Origin of the sequence: Zymomonas mobilis, from assembly GCF_006715975.1 — a bacterium.
GTDB lineage: Bacteria > Pseudomonadota > Alphaproteobacteria > Sphingomonadales > Sphingomonadaceae > Zymomonas > Zymomonas mobilis_B.
Genome location: NZ_VFOF01000001.1, coordinates 75,175 through 92,655 on the forward strand (window position 1 = coordinate 75,175; position 17,481 = coordinate 92,655).

11 protein-coding genes are annotated in these 17,481 nt (G+C 43.1%); 4 read left to right on the forward strand and 7 right to left on the reverse strand.

The features are described from left to right. Positions 1-105 precede the first annotated feature (105 nt). Positions 106-1,755 carry a chaperonin GroEL gene (groL, locus tag FBY58_RS00360; RefSeq protein ID WP_141918841.1) on the forward strand — a complete coding sequence of 550 codons (1,650 nt, stop codon included), beginning with the start codon at positions 106-108 and terminating at the stop codon, positions 1,753-1,755. Positions 1,756-1,853: 98 nt separating this feature from the next. Here the strand turns inward: groL and FBY58_RS00365 are convergent, their stop codons facing one another. The 5 genes from FBY58_RS00365 to FBY58_RS00385 all read right to left on the reverse strand — a co-directional run bounded on the left by FBY58_RS00365 (position 1,854) and on the right by FBY58_RS00385 (position 10,280). Then, a complete protein-coding gene (locus FBY58_RS00365) occupies positions 1,854-3,539 on the reverse strand; it encodes an NAD-dependent malic enzyme (RefSeq protein WP_141918843.1) in 1,686 nt (561 codons plus the stop codon). A 156-nt stretch (positions 3,540-3,695) separates the two neighbouring features. Next, positions 3,696-5,372: a DNA repair protein RecN gene (gene recN / locus FBY58_RS00370; RefSeq protein ID WP_141918845.1), complete on the reverse strand. Its 1,677-nt coding sequence runs from the start codon at positions 5,370-5,372 to the stop codon at positions 3,696-3,698. A 55-nt stretch (positions 5,373-5,427) separates the two neighbouring features. Then, positions 5,428-6,609 (reverse strand): glycosyltransferase family 1 protein, encoded by a 1,182-nt coding sequence (locus FBY58_RS00375; protein ID WP_141918849.1) that lies wholly within the window; start codon positions 6,607-6,609, stop codon positions 5,428-5,430. Between the two features lie 172 nt (positions 6,610-6,781). Further along, complete coding sequence (locus tag FBY58_RS00380; RefSeq protein WP_260431986.1) at positions 6,782-7,201, reverse strand: hypothetical protein; 420 nt, start codon at positions 7,199-7,201, stop codon at positions 6,782-6,784. Between the two features lie 31 nt (positions 7,202-7,232). Next, positions 7,233-10,280 carry a hypothetical protein gene (locus FBY58_RS00385; protein ID WP_141918852.1) on the reverse strand — a complete coding sequence of 1,016 codons (3,048 nt, stop codon included), beginning with the start codon at positions 10,278-10,280 and terminating at the stop codon, positions 7,233-7,235. 189 nt (positions 10,281-10,469) lie between these two features. On the opposite strand from FBY58_RS00385, the gene FBY58_RS00390 reads away from it, so the two are divergent. The 3 genes from FBY58_RS00390 to FBY58_RS00400 all read left to right on the forward strand — a co-directional run bounded on the left by FBY58_RS00390 (position 10,470) and on the right by FBY58_RS00400 (position 14,576). After that, entirely contained in the window at positions 10,470-11,849 is a 1,380-nt protein-coding gene (locus FBY58_RS00390) for a hypothetical protein (RefSeq protein ID WP_141918854.1), read from the forward strand. Between the two features lie 127 nt (positions 11,850-11,976). Further along, positions 11,977-13,128, forward strand: a complete 1,152-nt coding sequence (locus FBY58_RS00395) for a DUF2336 domain-containing protein (protein WP_141918857.1) — start codon at positions 11,977-11,979, stop codon at positions 13,126-13,128. Then, entirely contained in the window at positions 13,128-14,576 is a 1,449-nt protein-coding gene (locus FBY58_RS00400; protein WP_141918859.1) for a sensor histidine kinase KdpD, read from the forward strand. The genes FBY58_RS00395 and FBY58_RS00400 overlap by 1 nt, the downstream gene beginning before the upstream one ends. On the opposite strand, the gene FBY58_RS00405 is transcribed toward FBY58_RS00400, so the two are convergent. Together FBY58_RS00405 and gltX are read right to left on the reverse strand one after the other, a co-directional pair. Beyond that, positions 14,577-15,878 (reverse strand): citrate synthase, encoded by a 1,302-nt coding sequence (locus tag FBY58_RS00405; protein ID WP_141918861.1) that lies wholly within the window; start codon positions 15,876-15,878, stop codon positions 14,577-14,579. A 149-nt stretch (positions 15,879-16,027) separates the two neighbouring features. Beyond that, complete coding sequence (gltX, locus tag FBY58_RS00410) at positions 16,028-17,473, reverse strand: glutamate--tRNA ligase (protein WP_141918863.1); 1,446 nt, start codon at positions 17,471-17,473, stop codon at positions 16,028-16,030. Positions 17,474-17,481: the final 8 nt, after the last annotated feature.

The following is a 17,481-nucleotide window of genomic DNA, read 5'->3' on the forward strand; positions in this document are numbered from 1 at the left end:
ATATAGCAGGGCGTCGTTTAACGCTTACTTACTATTATTAGTATTCTTGTCATTTTGTTATGCATAGAAAAACAAAATCAGGAACGCTTAAGCTGGAGAATTTAAATGGCTGCGAAAGACGTAAAATTTTCGCGTGATGCACGCGAACGGATTATGCGCGGTGTGGATATCCTTGCAGATGCCGTTAAAGTAACCTTGGGTCCTAAAGGACGTAACGTTGTTTTAGACAAAGCATTTGGTGCTCCTCGTATCACCAAAGACGGCGTGTCCGTTGCCAAAGAAATCGAACTAAAAGACAAGTTCGAAAATATGGGCGCACAGATGCTCCGCGAAGTTGCATCCAAAACCAACGATCTTGCTGGTGATGGTACGACAACCGCAACGGTTCTGGCTCAGGCTATTGTTCGCGAAGGTATGAAATCCGTCGCAGCTGGCATGAACCCAATGGATCTGAAACGCGGTATTGACCTGGCAGCAACCAAAGTTGTTGAAAGCCTCCGCAGCCGTTCGAAACCCGTTTCCGATTTCAATGAAGTTGCCCAGGTTGGTATTATTTCTGCCAATGGTGACGAAGAAGTTGGTCGTCGCATTGCAGAAGCAATGGAAAAAGTCGGTAAAGAAGGCGTTATCACGGTTGAAGAAGCCAAAGGCTTCGATTTCGAACTGGATGTCGTTGAAGGTATGCAGTTTGACCGCGGTTATCTGTCACCTTACTTCATTACCAACCCAGAAAAAATGGTCGCTGAACTGGCTGACCCTTACATTCTCATTTATGAGAAGAAGCTTTCTAATCTGCAGTCCATCCTGCCGATTTTGGAATCCGTTGTTCAGTCTGGTCGTCCGCTTTTGATCATTGCGGAAGACATTGAAGGCGAAGCTTTGGCAACTCTGGTTGTTAACAAGCTCCGTGGTGGTCTGAAAGTTGCTGCTGTTAAAGCACCTGGTTTTGGTGATCGTCGTAAAGCCATGCTGGAAGATATCGCTATCCTGACCAAGGGTGAGCTGATTTCTGAAGACCTCGGCATCAAGCTTGAAAACGTTACGCTGAACATGCTTGGTTCTGCAAAACGCGTTTCCATTACCAAAGAAAACACTACGATTGTTGATGGTGCTGGTGATCAGTCTGCTATCAAGGATCGCGTTGAAGCCATCCGTGCTCAGATTGAAGCCACTTCTTCTGATTACGATCGCGAAAAACTGCAAGAACGCGTCGCCAAATTGGCCGGCGGTGTTGCTGTGATTAAAGTCGGTGGCGCAACCGAAATCGAAGTTAAAGAACGCAAAGACCGCGTTGACGATGCTTTGCACGCTACTCGTGCAGCTGTACAGGAAGGCATTGTTCCTGGCGGTGGTACGGCTCTTCTTTATGCAACGAAGATCCTTGAAGGTCTGAATGGCATCAATGAAGACCAGCAGCGTGGTATCGATATCGTTCGCCGTGCTTTGCAGGCTCCGGTTCGTCAGATTGCTGAGAATGCTGGTTTTGACGGTGCAGTTGTTGCTGGCAAGCTGATTGATGGCAATGATGACAAAATCGGTTTCAACGCTCAGACTGAAAAGTATGAAGATTTGGCTGCAACCGGTGTTATTGACCCAACCAAGGTTGTTCGTACTGCTTTGCAAGACGCTGCTTCTGTAGCCGGTTTGCTTATCACAACCGAAGCTGCTGTTGGAGACCTTCCAGAAGATAAACCAGCCCCGGCTATGCCAGGTGGCATGGGTGGTATGGGCGGCATGGGTGGTATGGATTTCTAATCCAGACACTATGTCGAGATGGCCTTCGATTGTCAGGCCATCAAATAAAAAGCCCCTGCGTTTTGCAGGGGCTTTTTTTATATTACCTACTCTTTGAATTAGGCCACGTGATATGTGGAATACTCTGGATGCCAATAGTAATCTTTTATAAGACTCAAAAGCTCTTTGTCGTCTTTTTTCTCAGCAACGTTATCCTCTACCGCAGCCTTAGCCACAGCTAAAGCGATAACATAGCTCACATCTTCGATATCATCGAAAGAAGGTAGTATTGCGGTGCCTTCATTACGAGCTGATGGTGCAGTATCTGCTAATGCATAAGCCGCAGCAACCATCATATTATCGGTGACCCTTGTTGCTTTAGAAGCTAAAACACCAAGACCGATCCCAGGGAAAATATAGGCGTTATTACATTGAGCAATTGGGAAGCTATTCCCACTAATAACGACAGGAGCAAAAGGGCTACCCGTTGCGACTAAAGCTTTACCATTCGTCCATTTGAGAATGTCTTCGGGGGTCGCTTCCATATGAGAAGTCGGATTGGATAAAGGCATAACAAAAGGCGCTTCACAATGAGAGGCCAGTGTTTTGATAACTTCTTCTGTGAACAACCCTTTTTGGCCGGAAACACCGACAAGAACAGTCGCCTGACTCTGCCTTACGACTTCTAACAAAGAAAAGCCGTGTTCACTAACTTCCCAATTTTTTAACTTACTAAGAGGTTGTGCCAATTTTTTCTGGAAATCAGGGATATCCTGCATATCATCGGTGATAAGACCGTTACGATCAACCATGTAAATCTGACCACGAGCAGTTATCTCATCAAGCCCTTCGGCAACCATTGCCGAAACAATTTGCTCTGCAATACCGCATCCGGCAGAACCAGCACCAAGGAAAACAATGCGCTGATCTTTAATAGAAGTTTTGCGCGTTTTACAAGCGGAGTAAAGCGTCGCTAGAGCAACCGCAGAGGTTCCCTGAATATCATCGTTAAAGCAGCAATACTGATCGCGGTATTTTTTGAGTAAGGGTAACGCATTTTTCTGGGCAAAATCTTCAAAATGCAGAAATATATCTGGCCATTGCTGCATTACAGCTTGAACAAATTGATCAACAAAGCTGTAATATTCATCGCCCGTTATACGTTTATGATGCCATCCCATATAAAATGGATCATTGAGCAATTTTTCATTATTGGTGCCAACATCGAGAACAATTGGTAATACTGTTTCTGGATCGATTCCGCCACAGGCAGTGTAAAGCGCCAATTTGCCGATGGGAATCCCCATACCGCCAACCCCGAGATCACCTAATCCCAATATTCGTTCACCATCGGTAACGACGATGATTTTGACATTATCCTGTTCGGTTTGTTTAAGGATTTCACCTATCTTATCACGGTCAGGATAAGCAATGAAGAGACCACGATTTTTCTGAAAAAGATGAGAATATGTCTGACATGCACTACCCACTGTAGGAGTATAAAGAATGGGCATCATCTCGGTAATATGATGGGCGGCAAGATAAAAGAAAAGCGTTTCATTTTCATCTTGAAGCGCACGCAAGAAAATATAGCGATCTAAATCAGTTTGCTGTTCTTTATACTGCTGGTAACAACGATCAGCCTGAATTTCTATCGTCTCTACTTGAGCCGGTATCAAACCATTTAATTGAAATAGGTCTCTTTCTTTCTCAGAAAAAGCACTGCCTTTATTTAAAAGCGGGTTACGAATTAAGGAAACTCGGTTCTCTTTTATCGGTCTATTTTGCTTTGACGGATGGGGCATAAAAAATTTTCCTTACAATAAATATAATAAAAATACATATATTTATTATTTAATGACTAAATATGTCATCATATCCTAGGCTGTATAACCGCGATGAATATTGATAAACAAAACGAATTGTCCGCACGCATTCAATCCGAAGAATTTGTTATTACTTTAATGCCGTAATAGACGACGAGCTTGAGCTCGGGCCTCATCGGTCACTTCTGCCCCGGATAGCATCCGTGCAATTTCTTCTTGTCTTTCTTCCCAATTTAATGATTTCACTTCCGTGCGGGTAGAAAATGCATTCTTGGAAGATAGCTGAGAGTGATGTTTGCGAATAAGCCAATGCTGCGCAGCACGTGCAGCGACTTGCGGGCTGTGAGTAATAACGAGCAGCTGGGAATTTTCAGATAGCCGAGCCAACCGTTCACCAATAGCACTGGCAACGGCACCGCCTACGCCTTGGTCGATCTCATCGAAAATAATCGTTTCAGTGCCTTCGGCACCGGCTAGCACGACTTTTAATGCTAACATAAAACGGGAAAGCTCGCCTCCGCTGGCAATTTTCATTAAAGGTGCAAAATCAGCACCAGGGTTTGTTGAAATAGTAAACTCAACACGATCGCATCCATCTGCACCCCATTGAGAAGCTTCCAATTTTTCGATCCGCGTCTGAAATTTCGCAGCCTCCATTTTTAAAGGAGGCAATTCATCCATAACGGCTTTATCGAAAAGTTCTGCCGATTTTTGGCGGAGCAAATGCAATTTTTCAGCAGCCTGCTGATAGTTATCTCGAGCTGATTTATTTTCTGCAAGTAAGAGAGCAATACCCTGCTCACCAGATTCTATTTGATCAAGCTTATCCTGTAAGCCTTTTGTAAAAGCAGGAAGTTCGTCCGGTGCTATCCGATGTTTGCGAGCTAAAGCGCGTAAATCAAACAGCCGAGCCTCGATACCATCCAGTCGAACAGGATCATTATCTAGCATCATCGCGGTATGTCCAAGCTTTTCGCTGGCATCCCCAGCCTCATTCAAAGCTTTATCAAGGGATTCAAGCGCCTCAGCTAAAGTAGGATGCTCAAAAGAAATGCGTCCGAGTCTTCGCCCCGCTTGCCTTAAGAGCGTCAGCGCTCCATCGTGACCATCAAGCCATTGACCAATAGCTTCCATATCTTCGGCTAGTCGAGCTCCTTTTTGGAGTGTTGTGCGCTCATCAGCGAGCGCGGTTTCTTCGCCTTCTTGTGGAGCAAAAGCGATCAGTTCTTGCACTGCGTGCTCAAGCCATTCCTTATCTTGCTCACGCTCTTCTTTTAATGACAAAGCTTTCTCGAGCGCCTTCTCTGTTTCTTGCCAATAATGATAGGCTTTGGAAACAGGGCTGATATCGATATGCCCAAAATTGTCGAGTAAGAGACGATGACTTCGTGGATTAAGCAATCCTCTTTCGTCATGTTGACCATGTATTTCAATTAAATCGCTGGCAACTTCTCGCAGCAAAGAAACAGAAATAGGCTGATCATTTAATAATGCCCGACTGCCCCCATCAGCCTTAACGACCCTTCTGATAATCAAAGGCTCGCCTTCTTCGACAGTTAAAGCATTTTGCTGTAGATAACTGTAAAGGGCATGGCCAGTCGGTAATGAAAAGCAAGCCGTGACGATACCCTGTTTTGAATCAGGTCGAACAAGGCCACTATCCGCTCTAGCCCCTAGAGCTAGCCCTAAGGCATCAAGAAGAATCGATTTACCAGCCCCAGTCTCTCCGGTCAGGACTCCTAGCCCTTCGGAAAAATCAAGGTCGAGTGCATCAATCAGCACGATGTCACGAATGCTAAGCGAAATAAGCATAACGTCTTTATCTAAAGTATTTCTGGCTCGAATCCATCTGAAACAGAAAATTTTATCAGGAGCGTGGCTTTAGCCTTGGTGCCTGACCACTTTGTTCGCGTGCATGGATGATGCTGAGGTAACTATCGGCCAAAATCTGGTTTACATTATCCCAGCCACAATATTCGCTCATTTTATAGCCTCTATAACCAACTTCTTCGCGGAGATTTTTGTCTTCACAATATATTTGCAAGGCATCAGCAAAGTCTTTGATTGCGCCTGGTCGGATAAGACGTCCCATTGATGGATCATCAATCAGGCTTTCGCTTCCGGTCGCCTGCGCAGCAACTACGGCGCGCCCTGTGGCCATAGCTTCAAGTGTCACATTGCCGAAAGTTTCAGTTACCGATGGGTTGAAAAGAATATCGATTGAGGCCACCGCACGCGCTAAAGCTTGCCCTGTTTGGAAACCGGCAAAAATAGCTTGCGGCAGTCGGCGAGTGAACCACTCTCTGGCTGGGCCTTCTCCTATCACTAGAACTTTGTGGGGTATTTTTCTCCGTTCCAGCTCATCAATTGTATCGGAAAAAACGTCGAGTCCTTTTTCCATAACCAGCCGCCCGACAAAACCAATAATGACCTCATCTTCATTTATACCAAATTCACGGCGTAAATTAACATCGCGGGCCTCAGGGCGGAATAAGGTTCGGTCTACACCCCGTGACCAAATTCTGACATCGTAGCTCATACGTTGTTCCCGAAGAACTTGAGCCATGGATTCTGACGGTGCAAAGATGGCATCACATCGACGGTAAAGCCTTCTAAGTATTGCCTCGATGACAGGTTCCAAAAAAGGCATACCATAATATCGAGGATAAGTTTCAAAACGTGTATGGACAGAAGCAACGACTGGCAAATTCCATTTACGCGCCAAGGAAACAGCACGATGTCCAAGATATTCAGGGCTAGCAATATGAAAAATATTAGGCGAAAATTTCTTAATATCTCGACGGACACGAGACGTGAGAGAAATCGGGATACAGTATTCACTTCGCCCAGGAAAAGGGACTGCTGGAACAGAAACGACATCACCTACTGCGGGGAAAGCTGGATTTTCGCTAATGGGTGAATAAATACGCACCGAAGCGCCTTGTTTCAACAAATAGCCAACTAGTCGGTTAAGAGCCTGATTTGCACCATCACGAACATAATTGTAATTACCAGTGAATAGGGCAAGGCGAAGGTTACGAATATCCATATATTTCTTTAATAAAATAGAACGCAAAATGCGTTTAAAAAAAACTCATATGAGTTATTTTCTCACATAAAGGCTTCATCTGAATAGATGGTGACTTTTTGATCCAATTATTGGAAATTTTTAATATTTTACCATCTGCAATTCAAAATAAATCGCCTTATCAGAAAAATTATTATTTTTTAGAAGATTTATCTTTAGCTTTTTCCTGAACCACGGGAAAATTACAAACAGGCAAATTGAGCGTTTTGGTATCCTTACATTGGCGGATTTGTGCAGAGCCATCAGGTCCAAGAAAAACCGCAAAATCCTGAGAATGAGAGTTATCGTTTTGGCAACGAACGCTCCACATCGCTAAGTTATCATATCCCTCTTTATTGGGGGTAGCTGCGCTTACTCTACGGCAGAAAAAACCAGAATCGTTTAACGCCCCACGAAGAACTGCAAAGCGTTGTATCTCTGGTAGCTGCTGTAGCCTTTGGCTATATGCCAGTGAGGCCGCGACAGGTGCGGCCTGAACAGCGCAAAATGGAAGACAAAAAGACAAGACAGCGCCTGTCGATAACACAGCATTAAAGAAGCTTTTTCTAAACATGATTTGTCCTTTTGCCATCAACCTTAAGAATTTATTGGCGATGCTTTTCTATGGCTTGAGATAGAGCAGCGTAAAGCTTACCAATATCAGAAGACATAAGGGTGACACTTAAGGCAGTTCCGTCTCTATTATTGATTACCCGCCGTAACATAGCTTCAAAATCATGAATGTAATGATTTACGTGCTCACGGAAAGCGAGATTTTTTTCATATTCTCTCTGAATAACTTTTAATTCATTGTTATCGAGAAGACGGACAGCCCGCCGAGAGAAGACACCCCGATCACCTTTTAGATATGATAACCATGCCGTATCTGAAACATCGGCAGACATAAGGCGGGTAATGTCTATCGTCTTGGAACGCAGTGCATCAATGAGCCAAGCAACATGGCGGGTAAAGTTACCATCATCATGTGTTTCAATTTCTTCTTTGGCTTCGCTAATGCGCTTCTCAATGCCGGCCGTGATATTGGTAATAGTCAGCATTTGCTGCATCAGGCGTTCGGTTGCCTTACGAGCAGACTCAACACTCTTTTCTGCAACTGCATCAACAGAGGAAAGGCCACTTTTTACCTTTTCAACCAAAGTATGGTCGATAGCCTCAGTGATTTGCGTTTGTAGTGTTCTACTAAAATCTGCACCGAGAGATGCCATCAAAGCTTTCTCTTCTTTTCGTGTTTCAATGATTAACTTTTGTATACTCTCCATTTCAGATTTAAGCGCGGGCGTTGCCTTCGTTACCAAACCATGATTTTGTGTTTGGATATTCGCCATCAAATCACTTAATTGGCCGAGTTTCTGGATAAACCCACTTAATTGCGTATTGGCTGATTCAACTAATTGATCAAACGCCTCTTGATGTTGACCATAGCTTTTTTCAATTTCACCTATAAATGCCCGAATTTGATCCTGCCGATGATCCAAATCATTTTCAGTACTATCGACTAATTTGGCTAAATTGTCTTTTTGAGTCAGAAGATTCTGCCCAGCTACATCGATTTTCTGAGCTACGTTAGCTGCATGTTCTTCGATGGTAACAATTTTAGGCGCCAGTAAATCGGCAGCCCGAGTATTTTCATCAAATTGTTCGGCAATACGAGTCAAAGCCGCCGGCATATGGATATCCATAGCTTGTACAGCTTCCGCAACCTGTTCGGACAACCCTCGGGCACGTTCGGTGAGTTTAGAAATGCCCCAGTCGCTATTCATCAGCATCGCACCAGTTTCACTGATTTGATCTGATAAATGGCGAATATCTGTATAAAGAGATTTTAAATGAGCGCCGCCGCTATCTTGTAAGGTGTTAAAATTGACACCTGCGTTATCCGTCAGTTGATTAATCTGATCAAAAAGAGATTGAGCTTCTTCGCTATGTTTTGTCAAATAAGCGCGCATCCTATTCAGATGATCATTAGCCCCCTTTTCTTGTTCAGAAAGGGTGACATCTAATGTTTTACCCCAATCCTGAAGCATCATACGCGCTTGGTTATGTTCATTACTGAGTGTTTCGGTCAGTCGTGACAGGTTTCTATGAACAACTTCGAATTCGGCAGTTAAGGATTCTGCAAAATTGTCGCCCGTTTTAGCCAATTTATCCTGCCCAGTTTCAAGGTGATTTTCAAAATACTGGACAATGTCTTGAGTCTGTTTCTCGATAATTTCTAACCGTTGAATAAAGTCAGTCGTCATCTTCGAGGCTAATTGCTCGATCGAGGCATGATGTTTTTCTATATTTTGGTCAAAAATACGGCTGATATCATTCGTACGATCTTGAATATTATTTAAATTATTCTGAAATTGAGCAACAAAATATTCCGATATATCTTTGTAATCATGTTGACTATTCTGAACAGCATCTTTGATTTTTCCAGAAAGCTGAGCAGTTTGAGAATCTATACCCTGTATAGCCTGATAAAAATCATCAGACATCTGAGTGTAAAGCGCTGAAATAGTTGTTTGACTTGTCTGTATTTGGGTATCAAGCTTATCTGAAATACGGGTAGCGTATTCATTTACTTCACCCAGACGAGCCGTCATATTAAATGAAAGGTGACCTGCTAGCTCATCTAAAGCGGCGCGGCTTCCTCGGATTCTTTCATCCAGTTGATCTGCCATATTCGCAATATGCCGATCAGAATCTTGCATTTTTTCCGCAATCAACCGGACAATCTTATCTCCAAAAGCCGCAACAGCCTGCGCACTAGCAGCTAGACGCGCATCGATATTTTTATCCAAATGATCAAGATGCTGAATTTCTTTAGCCAGATTGTTAGTCGCCGCTGTTGTAATATTTTCTACTCGGGGAGCTAAATCTGATAATGTCTGAAGATGAGATGTTAACACTTTTGCTTGTTCTGAAGCTGAATGATGCGCATTATTCAACAGATTGATCAAACTCTCTGTTTCTTTGCGTGCATTAGGTAAAGAGTCGAGCAAGGGCCCAAGACTTTCGCGTGCTTTGTCCGTTGCTTCAGTCAAACGATCGGTATGGCGTTGAAGCCCTACAGCTTCAGCTCGCATATTCATGCCGATATCAGCTAATCTTTCTGAGGATTGCTCTCCTACTTTTAAAAGCTGATCGGCCTGTGCTGCCAAAATTTTCTGATTATCTTCAACCTTGGCGCTGAGCTGTTGTATAACTTCGTCAAGCGCATCCGTTTCTTTTCGGACAGAAGAAACCATCTGGCTAAATCGATGCGCTTCCTGCTGACTAAATGGTCGGAAGACCAGATAAAGAATACCTAAAAGCGAAAGAGGCCCACTAGCAAGGGGTAGATAATAGCGAAGAGCCGCCATAGAGACACTGTCTGTTTCGATAGCGGTAATAACAGCTGCTGCGATAATTATTCCAGCAACAGCTAAAGCAATGGCTGGAATAAGACTTTTCGGCTTTGGAACAGATAATGCGGTGGATGCCGTATTCGATGTAGCCAGAGGAGGAGGTGTCGTTGCTGGACGAACAGGCTCTTGTTCCTGCGGCTCTGTTTCTTTTTTCGCCTCGATACCGGCCAGTTCTGCCAGCTGCTGCTGTCGCCGATATATCTCCCGCAGCCTTGCTGCGCCATCAACCCCTATTGCCATAGGCAAGACAGTATCAATTTTAAATTAAGGCGAATAGCCCTATACTTATCCTTTCACAGATTAGTATATGAAAAACGCTTTTTTAGAGGGTGATTTGTTCATTTAGGAAGAGAAATAATCTAATTTACAGTTGTGGATTAGAATTCAACACTTAGATTTAAAAAAATATTTAATTCTGGCGGTATTATAGTGAATCTTGATAAAAAGCTTACTCTCGACAAAAAAAACGACCAGAATAATGCGTTTTCAACGTCCTGCGCCCTGATTAATGTTGGTCACCCGTCCCAAAGCCCAGACGTAGCTAATTTAGCTCTTTTCCCTGTCGCAGGGATGCCTTTGCTTGAATATCAAATCCGTATAGTCATAGAAACCGGTATTGATCATATTGTTTTATGGGTAGAAAATTCTTTTTCCGACTTTAGCGAGAATAACGCCTCAGTTTTAGAAAATGAGTCTGGTCTTAATTTTTACCTTGTCAGCATAGTGGATAAGCTTCGTCGAGAAGGTATCCAACTAACTTTGGCACATACTAATCAGGAAGTAGCTGCCGCTTTTTCAGCCGAACAACATATCCTTTTGATTCAAGAGGGATGCTTGCCGTCGCCTAATTTAATAGTGTCATTACTACAAATTTCGTCCCCAGCCATTCTAACCGTAAAAGACGTAGATTCATCTCAAAATTTCGAACGCATTGATGCATCAAATCGATGGGGTGGAATGGTTTTGATTGACGGCGATAGTGTGCAGTCAGTTCTTACTATTCCTGAGGAATGGGACTTGTTCTCGACGTTAATGCGCCAAGCTGTGCAATCTGGCTATAATCGAATTAAGGCTGATACGCCTTCAGGAATACAAAAAAGCTATCAAAATCTGGTTTTGAAAATTACTGGGCAAGAAAATCCAGATTCCATAACAAAAATTCTACTACAAATGCAAACTGGGGAAGAGAAAAGTAATCTTTTTGAAAAGCATGTTTTTCCTGCTTTTGAAAGTAGAGTTATACCTTGGCTTGCTAGACATAAAAAATCTGGTTTTGGATTATTTATAGCCACCTCTGCATTGGTGATTTTAGCACTACCTGCGGCATTGACAGGCATGACAGCACTGTCTGTATTGCTTCTTATCTTATCTGGCTTTTCGGGAGATAGTTGCAATAAACTGAATGAGCTTCAATTAAAGGCAGGAAGAAAAAGGTGCACACAACAAATTTACTACGGTCGCCGGATTATTGCAGGATTAAGCCTTACCCTAAGCTGCTATCCTGTTAGCAGGCAGATTGGATGGGGTGTATTACCTTTAGTTTTCCTTGTTATTTTTGCTAATATTGCAGCAGGCCAAGAAGAAAATTGTAGCAAGCGATGGGCTACAGGTCACAAGGAATATTACTATCTTTATTTCGAATATATTATTTGGATAATGGCACCGTTTTCTCTTCTATCATATTACAATTTACATTGTTGGATAGGAGGATTATGGCTTTTATCCTCTTTGTCTATTTTTAGTTACTGGAAATCTTCACAAAGGTTTAAAAAAATTAACGATAGCCTTTTTTTCTCGAAGTCATCTTAACCTAATTTTAGGTTTTCACCGCTAAAGTAGGATCAAGAATTATTTTTTCTTATTAGGAAGAAATAAAATCCTTTTTTGGCTGGCGATGATTATCTGTCGTTAACGGCCATCCGTTATGGTTGGCATTATGGTAGCAGAAAAATATCAAAAAGAAGTAAAATCCTCTCTGGTAGATTATGCCAGAGAAGCCTTACGCTACGAATGCAAAAGAAAAGAACAAATCTGTATAGATTTGCAGATACCCAGCTCGCTTCGTCTGACTGAAGTCGAGCGTTATCGCATTATGAAGCTGTTCGAACGTATTGCTATCGCAGCAGAGAATGAAATTAGATTGCATCTGATCGCTCTTCTTGAAGACTTTGCTCCCATGTCGCTTATTATGATTTTAAATGATCCAACCAAGCATTTGACCTTAAATTGGTTGCCGGAGAGTGCTCTACTACGCGATCCACATTTTGTTGAGATATTGATACGACGGGTACGCGAATACTTTTTGCAAAAGAACGCTCTGGAAATGCAAAATGCATCACTAAAAGAACCTGATGCATTAGATGATCTGATTAGCCAGAGCATTTCTGATGTAGCCTTACCCGCCATGGCATTATTGATTGCAGAAAATCGCCGCCTAGATCACTTTGAGGATCCAGTTTTATCAAGAACGGATTTACCAACAGAATTACAATATAAATTGCTATGGTGGGTTGCTGCCTGTTTACGCCCTTTTTTACTAGAGTCCCAAATTCAGGACGATCGAGTAGATGAAGCGCTTTCTTTCGCGGTAAGGCAGGTTTTAGCGCATTATGATGAAGGTGATACGCTAGAGGCAAGAGCATTAAAATTAGCTCATAATTTACATAAATATAAAAAACTTTCAGATGATTTTATTCTGCAATCGGCGTTGGGTGGACATATCGTCTTGGTAGTTGCAGCCTTGGCTATCAGATCCAGCGTTAGTCACCATCTCCTATGGAATATTGTATTAGATGGCGACGGCAGCCCGCTTTTATTGCTGTTAAAAGCGATAGGTATGGAACGGCAGACGTCGATAGCGCTCACAATTCAAGTTACAGAACATAGTCTTGATGAACATCTGTTAACCGAAAGAATCAACGCATTTGACTCTTTAAGTGAATTGGAAGCCGATAAGGCATTAGCTTTATGGCGATTGGATGAATGCTACCGCGAAGCTATCTATGAAATAGACATACAATACAACAAAGTCAGAGAAAAAAGACTTCGCGCTGCTAGCCCTGATTTTTTTCAGCAGGATTGCCTTTGATGACAATAAATACAGTCTCGAGCCAGACCGATTTGGACGAACAAAAAACAACAGCTATCATTGATAGCGAAGACAGGCTGGTCAAGGCTGATGAGCTGATTACTGATTTACATATCAGTAATGGCGGTAAGCCATACGGTTCTCTGACATTGACTGCATTAAATAGAGTTGTGCATTTAGCAAGACGATTACAGGCTCGAATATCCCGTCGCATTCTGTTCAAAAATAATGATAAAAACTATGATCTTTGGGTAGATGCTTTGCCGAAAGAGGATGGTACCGTTTTGATCGAAATAACGGGCTGGCAATCAAAGATTCAAGAAGACACGGCAAAGGACACGCTTAAATTTAAAAATCAAAGTGTTCCGAATGGACCTGAGCAAAACACTGACGGCATTCATCCATCTGATTTTACAGAAGAAGAGGAAATGCGTGGCTGGAAGTGGCAAGTTGATGCAGAATTAAATTTAACTAGCTTTCCTGATGCACTCATTGAGTTGGTGGGCATAGATCCAGACCTCTACCTAAAAAAGCCTTTTGCGCGTCTATTTAAGCTTGAGACGAATGAAGATGGTCATTTTCCGATAATGGAAGCTTTAGCAAACCATCATAATTTTTGCGCGCAATTTGCAAAAATTACCAGCGATGGCCCATCTGTATGGTTATCAGGTCAGCCTATTTTTGATACTTCCAAAAAGTTTAGAGGCTTTGAAGGTGGTATTACTTTAGCGACGAAGCCACAAATGCAAACTGTGAATCTACGATCACAAGATAAAGTCACCTTACATTTACCGGATAGAATTGATCATAGTTTCAAGCCGCCCCTTTATCGTATTATTGAAAATGCAGAGCGGATATCCTCGCGGAATGATGGCTATTTACATAGTAATTACGTTCGCTATGCCTCGGATATTACGGCAGCCAGTCAACATCTAATGATGCTGGTTGATGATCTTGCTGACTTACAGGAAATGGAAAATGCTGGCTTTCGGATTGAAGCTCAACCCGTTGATCTGAGCGAAATTGCAAAGCAAGCGATTGCATTGAACAGTTGGAAAATTCAAGGGCAAGATATAAAAATTGACACTCCAAAATTGGGTGAAAATGTTATTGCCCATGCGGATGCTCGTCGCGTTATGCAAATCCTGTTGAATTTGATTAGCAATGCTTTGCGCTACTCTCCCCCCAAAGCAAGCATCTGGATAAGGGTAGAGCAAGATCAGAATAAAGCTTATATTACTATCGCAGATCAGGGAAAAGGTATCGCAACCGAGGATCAGCAGCGTATTTTTGAAAAATTTGAGCGATTAAATCCGCAAGACGGTAGTGGCGCCGGTCTAGGGCTTTTTATCTCGCGGGAACTAGCTCGTGCGATGCAAGGTGATATTATGGTAGATAGCGCCCCCGGTCAGGGGGCACGCTTCACGCTAATGCTACCACTTTTGTAATTATCGGTTTTCTATATTCACATAATCCCGCGTAGATACACCCGTATATATTTGCCGTGGGCGGCCGATCTTTTGTTCGGGATCAGTTATCATCTCATTCCATTGTGCCATCCATCCAGCAGTTCTCGCTAAAGCGAAAAGGGCTGTAAACATGGAAGTTGGAAAGCCTATGGCCGAGAGAATAAGCCCCGAATAGAAATCAACATTAGGATAGAGTTGTCTTTCTATAAAATATGAATCTTTACGGGCAATTTCTTCGAGAGCCCGTGCCGTATCGAATATGGGATCGGTAACCCCTGTTTTATCTAAAATAGCGGCGGCCGTTTTTGCTAAGACACGCGCTCGTGGATCATAATTTTTATAAATACGATGCCCAAAACCCATAAGACGGAAAGGGTCATCACGATTTTTGGCACGCTCGATAAAGTGAGGAATATTTTCAGGCGTACCGATTTCTTTCAGCATCGCGAGAGTAGCTTCATTTGCACCCCCATGCGAAGGCCCCCATAAGCAAGCTATGCCAGCAGCAATACAGGCATAAGGATTAGCACCGGATGATCCCGCCAGTCGAACGGTAGAAGTCGAAGCATTTTGTTCATGATCAGCATGAAGAATAAAAATTTTATTCAATGCGGATTCAATCAAAGGATCAACGATGTAGGATTCTGCTGGAACACTAAAAGTCATTCGCAGAAAATTACCCACATAACTGAGACTATTATCCGGGTAGATAAATGGCTGTCCGACTGAATATTTATAAGCCATGGCTGCAATTGTCGGCAATTTAGCTAACAAGCGGTGGCAAGATGCCATTCTTTGTTTGGGATCATGGATATGGATTGCTTCAGGGTAAAAAGCAGAGAGCGCTCCGACAACACCACAAAGAACAGCCATGGGATGAGCATCACGTCGAAAACCTCTGTAGAAGGCTGAAAGCTGCTCATTCACCATAGTGTGGTGCGTAATGATATCTGAGAAAGACGCAAAATTATCTGTGTTTGGTAATTCACCATGCAGAAGTAGGTAGGCGACTTCTGGAAAAGTCGATTTTTCTGCTAATTGCTCAATGGGATATCCACGATAAAGTAAGATACCTTTTTCACCATCAACATAGGTAATTTGGGACTGGCAGCTGGCTGTTGACAAAAAGCCAGGATCATAAGTCAAAGCGCCACTTTGACTATGCAATTTGCGGATATCAATTCCTAATGTACCTGCCGTGCTTTCTCGCACAGGGAAACGATATTCCTCGTTATTCAGGCCAATAATTGCTTCATTAGGAGAATTCGTTATCCCGCTCATTTAACTGCTTATCCTGTTCTCTATGATCTTTTTATGCTCCTATTTTGAATAGGAATAAGAAAATAGACCTAAAAAGTATAATAATCCCCCTCATTCTTCCGAAAGCTATTATCCTGATTTCGAAAGGATGGGGAGAGTGTTTTCGCTTTTTAATTATGGGTTGGTGATAATGATAATTGATCATCCAAACGGACAAGGCTTTCTTCCCGACCTAAAAGAATCATAACATCAAAAATACCAGGAGATATCGTCCGCCCAGTTAAAGCCGCCCGTAAAGGCTGGGCAACTTTTCCCATTTTTAAATCTGCCTGCTCAGCTACATCATGCAACGCTTTTTCAAGGCTTTCTGCATCCCATTCTGGCAGATCACCAAGCGTTTTTCGTAAAATTGCAAGTAAGCTACCACTGGTATTTTCAAGCTGCTTTGCAGCTTTGTCTTCCAGCTTTAAAGGACGATTTTCAAAAAGGAAAAGGCTATTCTCAGCTAATTCATTTAAATTTTTAGCACGCGGTTTCAGGAATGGCATGGCCTGTAAAAGCAAAGCTTGTTCACTGGAAGAAAGGCTATGTCCAAGATTTTTTTCTACTCGAGGAAGAATCAAATCTGTCAATCGCTGGTCATCTGCTTCTCGAATATAATGGCCGTTGATATTTTCTAATTTTTTAAAGTCAAAACGGGAAGGTGAACGGCCAACAGCACCAAGATCAAACCATTCAACGGCCTGCTCACGGGAGATGATTTCATCATCACCATGTCCCCAGCCAAGGCGGAGTAGGTAATTGCTGATGGCTTCCGGTAAATAACCGAAGTCATCGCGATAAGCTTCAACGCCTAATGCGCCATGTCGTTTTGAAAGCTTTGCACCATCAGGTCCATGGATAAGAGGAATATGCGCATATTGCGGAGCTTCCCAGTTCATAGCCCGAATAATACCCAACTGACGGAACGTATTATTAAGATGGTCATCACCGCGGATAACATGGTTAACACCCATATCATGATCATCAACGACGACAGCCAGCATGTAGGTCGGCGTTCCATCGGAACGTAGCAGAATCATGTCGTCCAATTCTGCATTCTTTACAGTGACATCGCCCTGCACCAAATCATGAAGCGTAGTTTCACCTTCTTGTTCTGCTTTTAAACGCACAACATAAGGTGCGCCAGCAGGTGCCTCGGATGGATCGCGATCACGCCAGCGACCATCATAACGTTGTGGCTGTTTTTTAGCGCGTTGTTCAGCACGCATGGCTTCCAGTTCTTCTGGCGTCGCAAAACATTTATAGGCATTGCCTGCTTTCAGGAGAGCTTCGGCTACTTCTGCATGGCGAGGTGCCCGTTCAAACTGGTAGGTAATGTCACCATCCCAGTCGAGGCCAAGCCAGCGCATACCATCAATAATTGCGTCGATGGCTTCTTTCGTCGAACGAACGCGATCGGTGTCTTCAATTCTAAGCTGGAACTGGCCACCGTTGTGGCGAGCAAAAAGCCAGTTAAATAATGCGGTACGCGCCCCGCCGATATGTAAAAAGCCGGTCGGGGACGGCGCAAAGCGGGTAACAACGGATGGGTTTTTAGCTGGACCTGCGCTCATGCGCTTTA